The sequence below is a fragment of the Paracoccus sp. SSJ genome, from assembly GCF_030234105.1.
In the GTDB taxonomy this organism is placed as follows: domain Bacteria; phylum Pseudomonadota; class Alphaproteobacteria; order Rhodobacterales; family Rhodobacteraceae; genus Paracoccus; species Paracoccus denitrificans.
This window is the reverse complement of the sequence record NZ_JASSPE010000006.1, coordinates 22104-39041: the sequence shown is the minus strand read 5'-3', so window position 1 is coordinate 39041 and position 16938 is coordinate 22104. Positions and strand designations below refer to the sequence as shown.

At 67.2% G+C, this 16938-nt stretch carries 15 protein-coding genes; 12 read left to right on the top strand and 3 right to left on the bottom strand.

From position 1 onward, the window contains the following. Window positions 1–2: 2 nt before the first annotated feature. The gene (locus QPR87_RS08150) at window positions 3–2813 is read right to left on the bottom strand and encodes a [protein-PII] uridylyltransferase (RefSeq protein WP_285049092.1); all 2811 of its coding nucleotides are present in this window, start codon (window positions 2811–2813) and stop codon (window positions 3–5) included. Window positions 2814–2815: 2 nt separating this feature from the next. Next, window positions 2816–4018, bottom strand: coding sequence for a penicillin-binding protein activator (locus QPR87_RS08145; RefSeq protein WP_285049091.1), 1203 nt, complete (start codon window positions 4016–4018; stop codon window positions 2816–2818). Window positions 4019–4122: 104 nt separating this feature from the next. Between QPR87_RS08145 and rsmI the strand changes: the two genes are divergently transcribed. The 3 genes from rsmI (at window position 4123) to gshB (ending at window position 6580) form a co-directional block, all read left to right on the top strand. Further along, window positions 4123–5031 (top strand): 16S rRNA (cytidine(1402)-2'-O)-methyltransferase, encoded by a 909-nt coding sequence (rsmI, locus tag QPR87_RS08140; RefSeq protein ID WP_285049090.1) that lies wholly within the window; start codon window positions 4123–4125, stop codon window positions 5029–5031. After that, window positions 5028–5441: a YraN family protein gene (locus tag QPR87_RS08135; RefSeq protein ID WP_285049089.1), complete on the top strand. Its 414-nt coding sequence runs from the start codon at window positions 5028–5030 to the stop codon at window positions 5439–5441. The genes rsmI and QPR87_RS08135 overlap by 4 nt, the downstream gene beginning before the upstream one ends. A gap of 188 nt (window positions 5442–5629) precedes the next feature. Then, window positions 5630–6580, top strand: coding sequence for a glutathione synthase (gshB, locus tag QPR87_RS08130; protein WP_285049088.1), 951 nt, complete (start codon window positions 5630–5632; stop codon window positions 6578–6580). 124 nt (window positions 6581–6704) lie between these two features. On the opposite strand, the gene QPR87_RS08125 is transcribed toward gshB, so the two are convergent. Further along, window positions 6705–8219, bottom strand: coding sequence for a YifB family Mg chelatase-like AAA ATPase (locus QPR87_RS08125; protein ID WP_285049087.1), 1515 nt, complete (start codon window positions 8217–8219; stop codon window positions 6705–6707). Window positions 8220–8352: 133 nt separating this feature from the next. Between QPR87_RS08125 and coaBC the strand changes: the two genes are divergently transcribed. Genes coaBC through QPR87_RS08080 form a run of 9 tightly spaced genes read left to right on the top strand, consistent with a single transcriptional unit; the run spans window position 8353 to window position 16915 of the window. Next, window positions 8353–9627: a bifunctional phosphopantothenoylcysteine decarboxylase/phosphopantothenate--cysteine ligase CoaBC gene (gene coaBC, locus QPR87_RS08120; RefSeq protein WP_285049086.1), complete on the top strand. Its 1275-nt coding sequence runs from the start codon at window positions 8353–8355 to the stop codon at window positions 9625–9627. Further along, entirely contained in the window at window positions 9624–10691 is a 1068-nt protein-coding gene (locus tag QPR87_RS08115) for a cysteine desulfurase family protein (RefSeq protein ID WP_285049085.1), read from the top strand. Before coaBC ends, QPR87_RS08115 begins: the two co-directional genes overlap by 4 nt. A 1-nt stretch (window position 10692) precedes the next feature. After that, window positions 10693–12219 (top strand): Fe-S cluster assembly protein SufB, encoded by a 1527-nt coding sequence (sufB, locus tag QPR87_RS08110; protein ID WP_285049084.1) that lies wholly within the window; start codon window positions 10693–10695, stop codon window positions 12217–12219. Further along, window positions 12216–12527 (top strand): heavy metal-binding domain-containing protein, encoded by a 312-nt coding sequence (locus QPR87_RS08105; protein WP_011750199.1) that lies wholly within the window; start codon window positions 12216–12218, stop codon window positions 12525–12527. Before sufB ends, QPR87_RS08105 begins: the two co-directional genes overlap by 4 nt. 9 nt (window positions 12528–12536) lie before the next feature. After that, a complete protein-coding gene (gene sufC, locus QPR87_RS08100; protein ID WP_285049083.1) occupies window positions 12537–13292 on the top strand; it encodes a Fe-S cluster assembly ATPase SufC in 756 nt (251 codons plus the stop codon). After that, a complete protein-coding gene (locus QPR87_RS08095) occupies window positions 13292–14638 on the top strand; it encodes a SufB/SufD family protein (protein ID WP_285049082.1) in 1347 nt (448 codons plus the stop codon). Before sufC ends, QPR87_RS08095 begins: the two co-directional genes overlap by 1 nt. Then, the gene (locus QPR87_RS08090; protein WP_011750202.1) at window positions 14635–15123 is read left to right on the top strand and encodes a hypothetical protein; all 489 of its coding nucleotides are present in this window, start codon (window positions 14635–14637) and stop codon (window positions 15121–15123) included. Before QPR87_RS08095 ends, QPR87_RS08090 begins: the two co-directional genes overlap by 4 nt. Beyond that, window positions 15120–15707, top strand: coding sequence for a YIP1 family protein (locus tag QPR87_RS08085; RefSeq protein WP_011750203.1), 588 nt, complete (start codon window positions 15120–15122; stop codon window positions 15705–15707). The genes QPR87_RS08090 and QPR87_RS08085 overlap by 4 nt, the downstream gene beginning before the upstream one ends. Next, window positions 15704–16915, top strand: a complete 1212-nt coding sequence (locus QPR87_RS08080; RefSeq protein WP_285049081.1) for a cysteine desulfurase — start codon at window positions 15704–15706, stop codon at window positions 16913–16915. The genes QPR87_RS08085 and QPR87_RS08080 overlap by 4 nt, the downstream gene beginning before the upstream one ends. Window positions 16916–16938 lie beyond the last annotated feature (23 nt).

Here is a 16938-nt window from a genome sequence, read left to right as displayed (position 1 = left end):
CCTCAGAACGTCCCGCCCGACGGGCGCTCGGCCCGCTCGGCCCGCTCGACCCCTTCCTTGATCGCCTGCCGCAGTCTTTTTTCCAGCGCCTCGCGGCGTTGTGGCTGGTGCAGCTTCAGCCCGAACATGTCCTTGACATAGAAGGTGTCCACCACCTGCGCGCCAAAGGTGGCGATCACGGCGCTGGCGATCTGGATGTGGTTGTCGGCCAGGGTCCGGGTCAGGTCGTAGAGCAGGCCCGGACGGTCGCGGGTATCGACCTCGATCACCGTGTAGACGTCGGATGCCTCGTTGTCGAAGGTGACATGGGTGGGGAAGCGGAAGGCCGCCTCGCGCTTCTTCGGCTTGTCGCGGCCGGCCAGCGCCTCGCGCGCGACGATCTCGCCCTTCAGGGTGCGCTGGATCATGGTGCGCAGGCGGGGCAGGCGGTCGGCGGCATAGGGATGGCCGTCCGCATCCTGCAACCAGAACACGGCGGTGGCGAAGCCGTCCTTGGTGGTATAGGTGCGCGCGTCGACGATATTCGCGCCCACCAGCGCCAGGGCGCCGGCCATGCGCGAGAAGATGCCGGGATGGTCGGCCAGCACGAAGGCGGCCCGCGTCGCATCGCGGTCGGTATCGGGATGCAGGTCGGTGCGGATCTCGTGATCGCCCAGGTCCTTCAGCATCTGGGCAAAGACATATTGCGTCTCGGTCGGCAGGCCCGGCCAGTAATTGTCGTAATGCCGGCCCAGTTCGGCCTTGATGGCCCTGGGCTCCCAGCCCTTGGCCGTCAGCAGGTGGCGCAGCGAACGCTTGGCCTCGCCGATGCGCTTGTCGCGGTTCAGCTCCTCCAGCCCGTTCTCCAGCGCAAGCTTGGTTTCCTGGTGCAGCTTGCGCAGCAGCATCGCCTTCCAGTTGTTCCAGGTGCCGGGGCCGACGCCGCGGATGTCGCAGACGGTCAGCACCAGAAGCATGTCCAGCCGCTTGGTCGTCTTGACCGCCTTGGCGAAGTCGCGAAGCGTGCGCGCATCGGCAATGTCGCGTTTCTGCGCCACGTCCGACATCAGCAGGTGGTTGCGGATCAGCCATTCGATGGTCTCGATCTCATCCGCAGGCAGGCCGAAGCGGGTGCAGATGCGCCGCGCCAGCCGCGCGCCCAGGATCGAATGGTCCTCGGCCCGGCCCTTGCCGATATCGTGGAGCAGCACGGCAAGATAGATGACCCGCCGGTTCACCTTGCCCTTCATGATCTTGCTGACCACGGGCAGATCCTCGGCATCCTCGCCGCGCTCGATGGCGGCCAGGGCTGCCACGCATTGGATCAGGTGCTCGTCCACCGTGTAATGGTGATAGACGTTGAACTGCATCATCGCCACGACCGGCGCGAATTCGGGGATGAAGGCGGCCAGCACCCCCAATTCGTTCATCCGGCGCAGCGAACGTTCCGGGTTGCCGTGCTTCAGGAGCAGGTCGAGGAAGATGCGCACCGCCTCGGGGTCCGAACGCATGCGGTCGTCGATCATCTCCAGATTGGCGGTGACGACGCGCATGGCGTCGGGATGGATCAGGATGCCGGTCCGAAGCGCCTCTTCGAAAAGCCGCAGGATGTTCAGCGGATCGGACAGGAACTGCTTTTCATCGGCATAGGTCAGCCGGCCCCGGTCCATCCGGAAGCCCGAGCGGACCCGGCGGCGGCGCTGGAACAGCAGGTTCATGATCGGTGCGCGGTAGAGGTGCCTTGCCTCCAGCGCGACCAGGAACACCCGCGTCAGCTCGCCCACCCTGGTGGCGTGCAGGAAATAGTCCTGCATGAATATCTCGACCGCGCGGCGCCCGCCCAGGTCGCGATAGCCCATGCGCCTGGCGACCTCGACCTGCATGTCGAAGGTCAGCTTGTCGGCCGGCCGTCCCGCGATCAGGTGCAGGTGGCAGCGCACCGCCCAGAGAAAGTCCTCGGCCTGCCAGAAGGTCAGGTGCTCTTCGCGGGTGAAGAAACCCAGATCGACCAGCTCCACGGCGCGGTCGACGCGATGGATGTATTTCGCGATCCAGTAGAGGGTCTGCAGGTCGCGCAGGCCCCCCTTGCCCTCCTTGACGTTCGGCTCCAGCACATAGCGCTGACCGCCCTGGCGGCGGTGGCGCTCGGCCCGCTCGGCCAGCTTCGCCTCGATGAATTCGGGGACGGTCTTGTCGAAAAGCTCGGACCACAGCCGGTCGCGCAGGACTTCGGCGGCGGTGGCATGGCCGCAGATCAGCCGGTGCTCCAGCAGGCTGGTGCGGATGGTGATGTCGCCCGCGCCCAGCCGCAGGCAGTCGTCGATCGAGCGCGTGGACTGGCCGACCTTCAGCTTCAGGTCCCACAGCATGTAGAGCATCGATTCCACGACGCTCTCGGCCCAGCCGCTGACCTTCCACGGCGTCAGGAACAGCAGGTCCACGTCGGATTGCGGCGCCATCTCGGCCCGGCCATAGCCGCCGATGGCCAGCACCGCCAGCCGCTCGGCATCCGTAGGGTTGAGCAGCGGGTGCAGGATGGTGGTCGCGACGTGGTGGATCGCCGTCACCGTGGCGTCGGTAAGGCTGGCGATGGCGCGCACCGTCTCGCGCGCGGCGCGGGGGTGGGACATGAAGCCCGCGGCGATGTCGCCCATGGCGGCATTGCGGGCCTGGGTCAGGATCGCGACGGTGCGCGCCCGGATCTCGCGCGGCTCGGCGATGTCGCGCAGCGCCTCGGTCAGCGCCGGCAGGAAGCTTTCGGGGCTGAACAGCGAATGCGCCCCGGGCAGGGCCGGGGCGCTTTGCGGCAGGCTGTCGGTATCCTTGGCGCTCAAGATCAGAACCCGAAGCCGCCGAAGCTGCGCGGCGCCGGATCCAGCACCACCACCTGGCCCGCCCGCACGGAGGCCACGGCCAGCGCACGCTCGTTGGTGCCGTCGCGCTTGAGGCGGAAGGCGCCCGAGACCCCGGCGAAGCCCGCGCTCTGCGTCAGCCCCGAGGTGGTCAGCGCATTGCGCTTGCCGGCACGCACCAGCGCCGCGATCGCGGCCACGCCGTCATAGGCCAGCGATCCCAGCTCATGCGGCGTCTCGCCATAGGCGGCACGGTAGCGCTGGTCGAACTGTGCCTTCATCGTGGTGTCGGGAATGGCGAACCAGCCCCCTTGCACGCCGCGCAGCTGCAGCCGGGCCGAGGGCTGGTCCCAGCGCGTCAGCCCCATCATCTGCACCGAGGCCGAGCTGACGCCGGCATCGGCCAGCTTGTCGGTCAGATAGGGCAGAACCGCGCCCTGGTTCGCGGTCAGGAAGACCGCATCGACATTGCCCGACAGAGCCGCCTGCGCGACATTCGGCACGATGCCGTCGATGCCGGTCTTGGACAGCGGATGCACGGCGGTCCCGGCCAGGGTGGCACCGTTTCGCTGGATCGCACGCTGGATGGCGCGGGCACCGACCTGGCCGGCGGTGTCGTCCTCGGCCACCATCATGATGCGGCGCTTGCCGTTCCTGACGCCGTATTTCACCAGCCTGTCGGCCACGTTGTCGAAGGTATTGCCCAGCACGAAGACATTGCCGCCCGCGATGTCGGTATTGTTCGAGAAGGACAGCACGTTGACGCCCTGCGGCGCCATGGCGTTGCCGACCGCATTGGCGCTGTCGGCGAAAAGCGGGCCCAGAATGATCTTGGCGCCGTCGGCCACGGCGCGGTTGGCCATGGCGACGGCGGTCCCGGGCTCGGAGCCCGAATCATAGATGCGCAGGTCGATGGTGGCGCCGCGCGCATCGGCCGCCGCCATCTTCGCGGAATTGCTGAGCGAGCGCGCCAGCCAGTCCAGATCCGCGCTGCCCGTGCCGCCGGGCACCAGAAGCGCCACCGGCACCGGCTGCGAGGGATCGATGCTCTGGCCGGTCTGCGGGCCCGAGGCTCCCATCTCGATCGGTTGGCAGGCGGCAAGCGCCAGGACGGAAAGGACAGCTCCGACGCGCGCGAGCGGGCGGCGCAGGTCGAAGGCGCCGCGGATCGTTTTCAGGACGGTCATGGCGTGATTCCCTGTTTGGATCGAGGCTGGGGGTTTGATGGGGGCAGGTTATTGGCATATTCGGGACATGGCAACTTGCCCCGGCAGCATGAAAGGAACCCGCGATGGAGGATGGCGCCAGCACAACCGGGACGGGCGCGCGAACGCTTTCCCTGACCATCTCGGCATCCGCGCCCGAACCGGGGCTCTATCTGGTGGCGACCCCCATCGGCGCGGCGCGGGACATCACCCTGCGGGCGCTCGACGTGCTGAACACGGCCGATATGCTGGCCGCCGAGGATACCCGCAACCTGCGGCACCTGATGGATATTCACGGCATCCCGGTCCGGGGCCGGCGCATCGTCGCCTATCACGACCACAATGCCGACCGGCAGCGCCCGGCGATCCTTGCCGCCCTGGGCGAGGGACGGTCCGTCGCCTATGCCTCGGATGCAGGCACGCCGCTGGTCGCCGATCCCGGCTACCGGCTTGCGCGGGATGCCGCCGAAGCGGGCTTTGCCGTCCGGGCGCTGCCCGGGCCCTCGGCGGCGCTGGCGGCGCTGTCCGTCTCGGGCTTGCCCAGCGACAGGTTCCTGTTCGTGGGCTTCCCGCCGGCCGCCGCCGGTGCGCGGCGGACATGGATCGAAAGCTGGCGCAAGGTCGATGCCACGGTGATCGCCTTCGAAAGCCCCAGGCGCGTTAAGCAATTGTTGGAGAATCTGTGCGAACTTGAGGCGAATCGGCTTACGGTGATCTGCAGGGAACTGACGAAGAAATTCGAAGAGGTGATGCGTGGCACGGCGACGGAACTGCTGGAACAAATCCCCGGAGAGGGACTGCGCGGCGAGATCGTGGTGCTGTTCGGCCGCCCCGAACCGGCTGCCGCGGATGAAGGCAGCCTGCGCGAAGCGCTGAGCGAACTGCTGGACGGATCGCCGGTGAAGGAAGCAGCCGCAGAAGTCGCGGCTCGGTTTGGCCGGCCACGACGCGAAATCTATGCGCTGGCCCTTGAGATGAAGAAGGAACGGGAATGAAGTTCGAAAGGATTTCGGACGGGACGCCGGTCGCGGCCGTCGACAGGAAGGCCCTGCAAGGTGCCGTCGCCTATTCCGCGGGTCGCCTCGCCGAGGAATCGGTGGCGCGGGAATATCGCCGGCGCGGTTACGACGTCATGGACGAACGCTGGCGCGGGCGCGGCGGCGAAATCGACCTGATCCTTTGCAGGGATGACGAATACACCTTTGTCGAGGTCAAGAAATCGCGCTTTCACGACCGGGCGGCGGAGCGGATCGGTGCGCGGCAGATCGCGCGAATCTGCAATGCTGCGCTGGAATATTGCGGGCGCCTGCCCGCCGGGCTGCTGACCGCAATGCGCTTCGACGCAGCCCTGGTCGATCAGTTCGGGCGGATCGAGATCATCGAGAATGCATTTGGCGTGAACTAGGCCCTGGGCCAGTTCGCAGGGCGCATGAGCGTGCGGCCCGCGTTGCCAGATCTTGCTCGGCGCCGTCTTGGAAGCCGGTGCCGGACAGTGGGCAGAAACACGAATCTCGGCGCCGATCCGGCGCTGCCGCTTGCAAAGCCCGTCCATGCGCGCGAGAACTTCGGCCGAAACAGGCTGGGGATGATGGCATGAGTCTTTACGTGGCCCTGCAGATGGACCCGATCGAGCAGGTCTCGATCGACGGCGACAGCACGTTCCGGCTGGGGCTTGAGGCCGAAGCCCGCGGCCACCGGCTGTTCCAGTATACAGCCGACCGCCTGAGCTATTGCGAAGGGCGGGTCATGGCGCGCGGCCGGCCGATCACCCTGCGCCGCGAACAGGGCAACCATGTGAGTTTCGGCGACTGGACCGATGCCGATCTGTCGGAGTTCGACGTGGTCTGGCTGCGGCAGGATCCGCCCTTCGACATGGGCTACATCACCACCACGCACCTGCTGGACCGGGTGCAGCCCTCGACCTATGTCGTCAACGATCCGTTCTGGGTGCGCAACAGTCCCGAGAAGCTGCTGGTGCTCGATTTCCCAGAGCTTACACCGCCCACGCTGATCACCCGCGATCTGGCACAGATCCGCGCCTTCCGCGAGCGGCATGGCGACTTCATCCTCAAGCCGCTCTACGGCAATGGCGGGGTCGGCATCTTCCATATGCGACCCGACGACCCGAATCTGTCCTCGCTGGTCGAGACTTTCCTGGCCAATAGTCGCGAGCCGATCATCGCCCAGAAATACCTGCCCGCCGTGGTCAAGGGCGACAAGCGCATCATCCTGGTCGATGGCGAGCCGGTCGGCGCGATCAACCGGGTTCCGGCCGAGGGCGAGGCGCGGTCGAACATGCATGTCGGCGGCCGTCCCGAAAAGATCGGCCTGACCGAGCGCGAATACGAGATCTGCGCCCATATCGGTCCGGTCCTGCGCGAAAAGGGCCTGCTTTTCATCGGCATAGATGTGATCGACGGCTGGCTGACCGAGATCAACGTGACCTCGCCGACCGGCATTCAGGAACTCGAGCGCTTCGACGGCATCAATGCGGCTGCGCTGATCTGGGACGCGATCGAGCGCCGGCTGGCCGAGCGAAGCTGATACCGCACCGGAAGGCGAAGCCGAAGGCAGGGCTCCGGGGATCCAATGATCCGCTGCTGCGGGTTCATGGAGGGCCAGCCTTGCCGCGACCTCGGCCGCAACCGTGCCGACCACCCGTCGCCTTTCAATCCGGCCGGCCGAAGGGCAGGCGATAGGACAGCGCCTCTGCCAGATGCGGCTGGCGGATGGCGGGCGAGCCGTCCAGATCGGCGATGGTGCGTGCGCTGCGCAGGATGCGATGATAGCCGCGCGGGGTCAGCCCCAGCCGCTCGGCTGCCAGCGCCAGCAGCGACCGGCATTCGCCGTCGAGGGGCGCGACCTCTTCCAGCAGCCGGCCCGAGGCGTCGGCGTTCACCCGCGCCGTCGGATGGCCGGCAAAGCGGGCGGCTTGCAGCGCGCGGGCTGCGGCGACACGCGCGGCGACGCTGGCCGAGCTTTCCCCCGTCGCCGGCAGGCCCAGATCCTCGATCGCGACCTGCGGCACTTCGATGCGCAGGTCGAAGCGGTCCATCATCGGACCCGAGATGCGGCCCAGGTAGTCCGACCCGCAGCGCGGCGCCTTGGAGCAGGCCCGCGCGGCATCGGCGATCTCGCCGCAGCGGCAGGGATTGGCGGCTGCGACCAGCAGGAAACGCGCCGGATAGCGGATATGGGCATTGGCACGCGAGACGTGGATCTCGCCGGTCTCGATCGGTTCTCGCAGCGCGTCGATGACGCGGCGTTCGAATTCGGGCAGTTCGTCCAGGAACAGCACGCCGTTATGGGCCAGGCTGGCCTGGCCCGGCCGGGCATTGCGGCCACCGCCCACCATCGCGGCCATCGAGGCGGTATGATGCGGCTGACAAAAGGGGGCCATGCGCGAGATACCGCCCCCGTCGAGCAGGCCGGCGACGGAATGGATCACCGAGGTTTCCAGCGCCTCCTGCGGGTTGAGCGGCGGCAGGATGCCGGGCAGGCGGGTCGCAAGCATGGATTTGCTGGCACCGGGCGGACCGACCATCAGCAGATGGTGACGGCCGGCCGCGGCGATCTCCAGCGCGCGGCGGGCGCGTTCCTGGCCCTTCACCTCGGAGAGGTCGGCTTCGAACACGGTCTCGGCCAGTTCACCGGGCGCGGCGCGGGCCAGGGGGGCGCGGTCGGTCAGGTGGTCGACCGCCTCGCGCAGGGTGCGCGGCGCAAAGACCGGCACGGTGCCGACCCAGGCAGCCTCGGCCCCGCAGGCGCGCGGCAGCAGCAGCGCGCGGCTTTCCTCGGCCGCGGCCATGGCGGCGGGCAGGACGCCCGCGACCGGCGAAAGCCGCCCGTCCAGTGCCAGTTCCCCCAGCGCCACCACGCGCTCCAGCGCCTCGGCCGGGACGATTTCCAGCGCGGCCAGCACAGCAAGCGCGATGGGCAGGTCGAAATGCGAGCCCTCCTTGGGCAGGTCGGCGGGCGAAAGGTTCACCGTCACCCGCCGCGAGGGCATGGCGATGGACAAGGCCCCGAAGGCGGCCTTGACCCGTTCGCGCGCCTCGCTGACCGATTTGTCGGGCAGGCCGACGATACCGAAGCCCGGCAGGCCCGGCGAGACCGAACATTGCACCTCGACCAGCCGCGCCTCGACCCCGTCGAAGGCCACGGTATAGGCAATCGCCGCCATCGGCTCTCCCCGCATCATCCGCGGCCGGGTTAACCCGAAAGGGCTTAAAGATCGGTTAACGGGCGCGGCTTGCTTGTTCCGCGGCCCGCTTCGGCCTATGTGCAGGGCGAATGACACGGCAGAGGACAGGCCCATGCAAGGCAGCCGCATATTGCTGATCGTCGGCGGGGGCATCGCCGCGTTCAAGATACCCGAGCTGATCCGCATGATCCGGCGCGAGGGCGGCTCGGTCGTGCCGGTGCTGACACGGGCGGGGGCAGAGTTCGTCACGCCGCTGACGCTGTCGGCGCTGGCCGAGGCGCCCTGCCATACCGAGTTGTTCGACCTGACCCGCGAATCCGAAATGGGCCATATCCAGTTGTCGCGGGCCGCCGATCTGGTGGTGGTCGCGCCGGCGACCGCCAACCTGCTGGGGCGGATGGCGGCAGGGATGGCGGACGACCTGGCCACCACCCTGCTTTTGGCGACCGACAAGCCGGTCCTGGCCGCGCCGGCGATGAACGTGCGCATGTGGCAGCATCCGGCGACACAGCGCAACATCGACACGCTGGAGAACGACGGCATCCGGCTCATCGGCCCGGACGAGGGCGACATGGCCTGCGGCGAATACGGCCCCGGCCGCATGGCCGAGCCCGAGGCGATCCTGGGGGCGATTCGCGCGGCCCTCGGTCGCGAGCGGCCGTTGCGCCTGCCGCCCGAAGCGGTGGTCTCGCTGCCCTCGCGGCGGCTGAGCGGCCGGCATGTTATCGTGACCTCGGGGCCGACGCATGAGCCCATCGACCCGGTGCGCTATATCGCCAACCGCTCCAGCGGGGCGCAGGGCACGGCCATCGCCGCCGCGCTGCGCGATCTGGGCGCGCGGGTCAGCTTCGTCACCGGCCCGGCCGAGGTGCCGCCGCCCGAAGGGGTCGAGGTGATCGCGGTCGAGACCGCACGCGCGATGCGCGACGCCGTCGAGGCCGCCTTGCCGGCCGATGCCGCGGTGATGGCCGCCGCCGTCGCCGACTGGCATGTCGCCAATGCCAGGGCGGGCAAGATCAAGAAGGATGGCTCGGGCCGGTTGCCCGAACTGCAATTCGCGGAAAACCCCGACATCCTGGCATGGATCAGCCAGCTTGGCCGTGATCGTCCGTCGCTGGTGGTGGGCTTTGCGGCCGAGACCGACGACGTGCTGGAAAACGCCACCCGCAAGCGCAAGCGCAAGGGTTGCGACTGGATCGTCGCCAACGACGTCAGCCCCGCCACCGGAATCATGGGCGGGACCGAGAATGCCGTCACGCTGATTTCCGAGGCCGGGGCGGAAAGCTGGCCGCGCCTTTCCAAGCAGGAGGTCGCGCTACGGCTTGCCGAGCGCATCGCCGGGGCGTTGGACCATGCCCAGGACGGCATGCCGGAGGAGCGCATATGAACCGGGTCTATCTGGACTGGAACGCCACCGCGCCGCTGCGCCCCCAGGCGCGCGAGGCGATGCTGGCCGCGACCGGGATCGTCGGCAACCCGTCCTCGGTCCATGCCGAGGGCAGGGCGGCGAAATCCGCGCTGGAACGGGCGCGCGAGGACGTCGCCACGGCGCTTGGCGCCGAGGGGGCGGATGTGATCTTCACCTCGGGCGCGACCGAGGCGGCGGCGCTGGCGCTTCAGGGCCGGGGGCTGGCCTGTTCGCCGGTCGAGCATGCCGCCGTGCTGGCCTGGTGCGATGCCTCGCTGCGGACGGATCAGGCGGGGCGGGTCGCGGTTCCCGATCCGGGCCGCGCGACGCTGCAACTCGCCAATGCCGAGACCGGCGTGATCCAGGACCTGCCGCAAGGGCTGGCGGTCAGCGACCTGACCCAAGCCTTCGGAAAGACCCCCTTCGCCTTCAACTGGCTGGGTATCGAGGCCGGCTTCGTCAGCGCCCACAAGCTGGGCGGGCCGCGCGGCATCGGCGCGCTGGTGGTGAAGCGCGGCACCGAGGTCGAGGCGCGGATCAAGGGCGGCGGGCAGGAACAGGGCCGCCGTGCCGGGACCGAGAACCTGATCGGCATCATGGGCTTTGCAGCGGCCGCAAAAGCGGCGCAGAATGATCTGGATCAAGGAATCGGGGAAAAAGTGTCGCAACTGCGCGATTCCCTGATGGCTGCTCTGGAATCCGGGGCGGAAATGGTTACATTCCCGGGGCGCGAGGCCCGCCGCCTGCCCAATACATTGTCGATCCTGACGCCGGGATGGCGCGGAGAGACGCAGGTGATGCAGATGGACCTGGCCGGATTTGCCGTCTCGGCAGGCTCGGCCTGTTCTTCGGGCAAGGTTCGGCCAAGTTCGGTTCTGACGGCCATGGGAATCGCGCCGGAATGGGCGGGCGATGCGATCCGCGTCTCGATCGGACCGACGACGGAGCCTGGAGACGTGATGCGTTTTGCGGATGCCTGGCTCGCGGCCCATGGCCGCTGGCGGCAAAGGAATGATGGGCGGGCGACCGCGGGAAGGGTTTGAGATGACTGTAGAGATCGGCGAGGCAATCGAAATCCGCGAGGGCGTAGACCGCGAGACCGTCGAGACCGTCCAGAACATGGGGTCCTACAAATACGGCTGGGATACCGAGATCGAGATGGAATATGCCCCCAGGGGCATCAACGAGGATATCGTCCGGCTGATCTCGAAGAAGAACGAGGAACCGGAATGGATGACCGAGTGGCGGCTGCAGGCCTTTCGCCGCTGGCAGACCATGACCGAGCCGAAATGGGCGATGCTGAACTATCCCGAGATCGACTATCAGGACCAGTATTACTACGCCCGCCCGAAAAGCATGCAGGTCAAGCCCAAGTCGCTGGACGAGGTCGACCCCAAGCTGCTGGCCACCTATGAAAAGCTGGGCATCCCGCTGAAGGAGCAGATGATCCTGGCCGGGATCGAGGGCGCCGAGGCCGCACCGGCCGAAGGGCGCAAGGTCGCGGTCGATGCTGTCTTCGACAGCGTCAGCGTCGGCACCACCTTCAAGGACGAACTCGCCAAGGCCGGGGTGATCTTCTGCTCGATCTCGGAAGCCATCCGCGAACATCCCGAGCTGGTGAAGAAATACCTGGGCTCGGTCGTGCCGCAGTCGGACAATTTCTTCGCCACGCTGAACTCGGCGGTTTTTTCGGACGGCAGCTTCGTCTATGTGCCGCCGGGGGTGCGCTGCCCGATGGAGCTTTCGACCTATTTCCGCATCAATGCCGAGAATACCGGCCAGTTCGAGCGCACGCTGATCATCGCCGACAAGGGCTCTTACGTCAGCTACCTGGAGGGCTGCACCGCGCCCAAGCGCGACGTGGCGCAGCTGCATGCCGCGGTGGTCGAGATCGTCGTGCTGGAGGATGCCGAGGTCAAGTATTCGACCGTCCAGAACTGGTTCCCCGGCGACGAGGAAGGCAAGGGCGGCATCTACAACTTCGTCACCAAGCGCGCGGATTGCCGCGAGGCGCGGGCCAAGGTGATGTGGACCCAGGTCGAGACCGGCTCGGCCATCACCTGGAAATACCCGTCCTGCATCCTGCGCGGCGACGAGTCGCAGGGCGAGTTCTATTCCATCGCCATCGCCAACAACCACCAGCAGGCCGACACCGGCACCAAGATGATCCACCTTGGCAAGAACACCCGCTCGCGCATTGTTTCCAAAGGGATTTCCGCCGGACAGGCGCAGAACACCTATCGCGGCCTCGTGTCCATGCACCCGCGCGCCAAGAACAGCCGCAACTATACGCAATGCGACAGCCTGCTGATCGGCGACAAATGCGGCGCCCATACCGTGCCCTATATCGAGGTGAAAAATACTTCGTCCCGTGTGGAGCATGAGGCGACAACCTCGAAAGTGGATGACGACCAGCTGTTCTATTGCCGCCAGCGCGGCATGGACGAGGAAGAGGCCGTCGCGCTGGTTGTGAACGGCTTCTGCCGCGAGGTCCTGCAGGCCCTGCCGATGGAATTCGCCATGGAGGCGCAGTCGCTGGTCGCGATCAGCCTGGAGGGGTCGGTCGGATGATCGTCACCACCACCCCCGGCATCGAGGGTCGCCGCATCAGCGCCTATCACGGCGTGGTGACGGGCGAGACCATCATCGGGGCCAACATCTTTCGCGATATCTTCGCCGGGATTCGCGACATCGTGGGCGGCCGTGCTGGGGCTTACGAATCCGCGCTGGCCTCGGCCCGCGAAACCGCCTTGTCCGAGATGCAGGACCGCGCCCGCCAATTGGGCGGCAATGCCGTGGTCGGCGTCGATCTGGATTATGAAGTCATCAACAACATGCTGATGGTGTCCGCCTCGGGCACCGCCGTAAGTGTCGAATAGGAACGAACCATGCTGGAAATCAAGAATCTGCACGTCAAGCTTGAGGATGAGGACAAGCAGATCCTCAAAGGCGTCGATCTGACCGTCCCCGCTGGCGAAGTCCATGCCATCATGGGGCCGAACGGCTCGGGCAAGTCGACGCTGTCCTATGTGCTTTCGGGCCGCGACGGCTACGAGGTGACCGGGGGCGAGGCGACGCTGGACGGCGAAAGCCTGCTGGAGATGGTACCCGAGGAGCGTGCGGCCGCCGGCCTGTTTCTGGCCTTCCAGTATCCGGTCGAGATCCCGGGCGTCGGCAACATGACCTTCCTGCGCACCGCCGTGAACGCGCAGCGCAAGGCGCGCGGCGAGGAAGAGCTTTCCTCGGCCGATTTCCTCAAGCTGATCCGCCAGAAGGCCGCGACGCTGAAGATCGACAGCGAGATGCTGAAGCGCCCGGTCAATGTCGGCTTCTCGGGTGGCGAGAAAAAGCGCAACGAGATCTTGCAGATGGCCATGCTGGAGCCGAGCATGTGCATCCTGGACGAGACCGATTCCGGCCTTGACGTGGACGCGATGCGGCTGGTGGCCGAGGGCGTGAACGCGCTGCGTTCGCCCGACCGCGCCTTTCTGGTGATCACGCATTACCAGCGGCTTCTGGACCATATCAAGCCGGACGTGGTGCATATCATGGCCGATGGCCGCATCGTGCGCACCGGCGGCCCCGAACTGGCGCTGGAGGTCGAGCAGAACGGCTACGGCGATCTGCTGGCGGAGGTCGGATGATGGCGGATACGGCTGTTCTTGCCGCGCAAGTGCCTGCGGTCGAGGGCAAGGTCCGCCCCGGAGATGCGGCGCTGGCCGCACGCCTGGATGCCCTGGACCTGCCGCGCGGCGGCTTTACCCGCGCCGCGCGCGAGGATGCGGCACAGCGGCTGCAAGCCATGGGCCTGCCCGGTGCGCGTGACGAATACTGGCGCTATACCGATCCGGCGCCCTTCAACGCCGCCCGGCCCGAGCCGGTCGAATTCGGCGCCGATGCCTCGACCCTGTTCACCGGGATCGAGCGGCTGAACCTGGTCTTCGTGGACGGCCGTTTCGACGCCGCCGCCTCGGATGTGCTGGATGTCGAGGGCGTGGAGATCGAAAGCCTCGCCGCTGCCGAAGCCGCCGCAGACCATTGGGCGGCCGGGCTATACGGCCGGCTGGAAACCGCCGGGCAGGTGCCGGTCAAGCGTCCCTTTGCCGTGCTGAACACCCTGGCCGCGGCCGAGGGCGTGCTGATCCGCGTCACCGGCAAGGTCGAGCGGCCGGTTCATATCACCTATCGCCGCTCGGCGCCCGATGCAGACGTGTATCTGCATCACGTCGTCAAGCTGGAGGAGGGGGCCGAGTTGACGCTGCTGGAAAGCGGCGCGATCGGTGCGCGGTCGAACGTGGTGATCGAGGCCGACCTGGGCCGCGGCGCCCGCTTCCACCATATCAGCGCCAAGCGCGCCAACGATCCCAAGCTGGGGCTGGGCCATATCTTCGCCCATGTTGCGGCCGAGGCGTTGTTCAAGTCCTTCTCGCTGTCGGTCAACGGCTCGATGATGCGCAACGAAGCGGTGATCGAGATCGCCGGCGACGATGCCGTGGCCCATATCGCCGCCGCGGTGCTGGGCGATGGCGACACCGGCCGCTTCCACCACGACGACACCGTTTTCGTCACCCATGCCGCCGAGCGTTGCGAAAGCCGGCAGGTGTTCAAGAAGGTGCTGAAGAACGGGGCCGAGGGCATCTTCCAGGGCAAGATCCTGGTCAAGCCCGGCGCGCAAAAGACCGACGGCTACCAGATCAGCCAGGGGCTGCTTCTGGACGAGGGCAGCCAGTTCCTCGCCAAGCCCGAGCTGGAGATCTATGCCGACGACGTGAAATGCTCGCATGGCTCGACGACCGGCGCGCTGGACGAGACTGCGCTGTTCTACCTGCGCTCGCGCGGGGTGCCGAAGGAACGCGCCATCGTGCTTCTGGTGCTGTCCTTCCTGGCCGATGCGCTGGACGAGATCGAGGACCAGCGGCTGCGCGACGACATCCTCGGCCGGCTGGAAGACTGGCTGACCGCGCGCGCAGGCAATTCGGCCACCGCATGAGCCGGGCCGGCATCGCCCCGCGCATCCTTGAAAGCTGGTGGGCGCCGGGCAGGGTGGTCAGATCCCTGCGCGGCATGCCCGACCGGGCGCTGATCGTCGTGCTGATGGCGGCGATGCTGATCTTTCTGGTGGCGCAGGCGCCGGGCCATGCCCGGGATGCGCAATTGCAGCCCGAGGTGCCCCTTGGCGCGCGCATGGGCGGGGCGTTGCTGGCGGTGATGTTCATGATGCCGCTCCTGGCCTATGCGGTGGCGGCGCTGGTTTCGGCGCTGTCGCGGCTGACACCTTGGCCCGTGGCGCCTCAGGATTCGCGGCTGGCATTGTTCTGGGCCTTGCTGGCGATCGCACCGGCGATGCTGCTGGCGGGCCTGACCGCCGGGCTGGTCGGGCCCGGTCCGGCGCTTGGCGTGACGCGGGCGGTGGCGGGCCTCGGCTTTCTCGTGATATGGGGCGCGGGATTGCGCGCATTGGCGGGGAACAGATGAAACTGGGCGATCTTGGCGATCTGATGGTCCTGACCTTGCGGGACCCGGATACGGCAGTGCGCGTGCTGCGCGGGCTGGAACTGCCGATGGCGGTGCGCTGGATGGTGCTCCTGCTGGCCGTGACGCTGTCCACGCTGCTTGCCGGGCTGTCGCTGCTGCTGTTCCCGATCGAAGTGGACAATCCCGTCTCGCGCATGCTGTCCGAGCCGATGTCGCTGGCCGGCATCCAGTTTGGCGCCATGGTGCTGTCGGCACTGTTCGTGGCCCAGATCGGGCGACTGTTCGGCGGGCATGGCACCTTTCCGGACGCGCTGCTGATCGTCGGCTGGGTGGAGTTGATGCTGGTCGGGCTGCAGGCGGTGCAGGTGGTGATGATGATGCTGTTTCCGGCCACCGCCACGCTGCTTTCCATGCTGGCCTTCGGCCTTTTCCTTTATCTTGCCGTGACCATGACCAAGGCGCTGCACGGCTTCACCAGCACCGGCAAGGTGGTGGTGGGGCTGATCGGCAGCGTCTTCCTGCTTGGCTTCGTGCTGTCGCTGATCGCGGCGGCATTCGGCATCGTCCCCGAGGTGACACCATGAGCTTCGACATTGAAAAGGTCCGCGCCGATTTCCCGATCCTGTCGCGGCAGGTGAACGGCCGGCCGCTGGTCTATCTGGACAACGGCGCCTCGGCGCAGAAACCGCGCGTGGTGATCGACGCCATCACCCGCGCCTATGAGGCGGAATATGCCAATGTCCATCGCGGGCTGCATTTCCTGTCCAACCTCGCGACCGAGAATTACGAGCGCGTGCGCGCCATCATCGCTCGCTTCCTGAACGCCCCGCGCGAGAACGAGGTGATCTTCACCTCGGGCGCGACCGAAGGGATCAACCTCGTCTCCTATGGCTGGGCCGCGCCCCGCCTGCAGGCCGGCGACGAGATCGTGCTGTCGGTGCTGGAGCATCACGCCAATATCGTGCCCTGGCATTTCCTGCGCGAGCGCCAGGGCGTGGTGCTGAAATGGGTCGAGCCCGAGCCCGACGGCTCGCTGCCGCCCGAGAAGGTGCTGGCGGCGGTGGGGCCGCGCACCCGGCTGATCGCCGTCACGCATATGTCGAACGTGACCGGCACCGTGGTCGATGTCGGCGCCATCGCACGCGGCACCTCTGTGCCGGTTCTGGCCGACGGGTCGCAGGCCGCCGTGCATATGCCGGTGGACCTGTCCGCGCTCGGCGTCGATTTCTACTGCATTACCGGGCACAAGCTCTATGGCCCCTCGGGCTCGGGTGCGATCTGGATCCGGGCCGAGCGCCAGGCCGAGATGCGCCCCTTCATGGGCGGCGGCGACATGATCCGCACCGTCACCCGCGAAAGCATCGACTATGCCGACCCGCCGCTGCGCTTCGAGGCCGGCACGCCCGGCATCGCCAACCAGATCGGGCTGGGTGCGGCGCTGGAATACCTGATGGCGCTTGGCATGGAGAATGTCGCCGCGCATGAACGCGACCTACGCGACTATGCCCGCGACCGGCTGCGCAGCCTGAACTGGCTGTCGGTGCAGGGCGACGCGGCGGACAAGGGCGCGATCTTCTCGATGACGATGCAGGGCGCACACGCGCATGACATCTCGACCATCCTCGACAAGCGCGGCATCGCGGTGCGGGCTGGCACGCATTGCGCCATGCCATTGCTGGATTTCTTCGGCGTCAGCGCCACGGCGCGCGCCAGTTTCGCGATGTACAACACCCGCGCCGAAGTCGATGCGCTGATCGACGGGCTGACCTTCTGCCGCGAGCTTTTTGCCTGAACCCCATTGCAGAGCCGCGCATT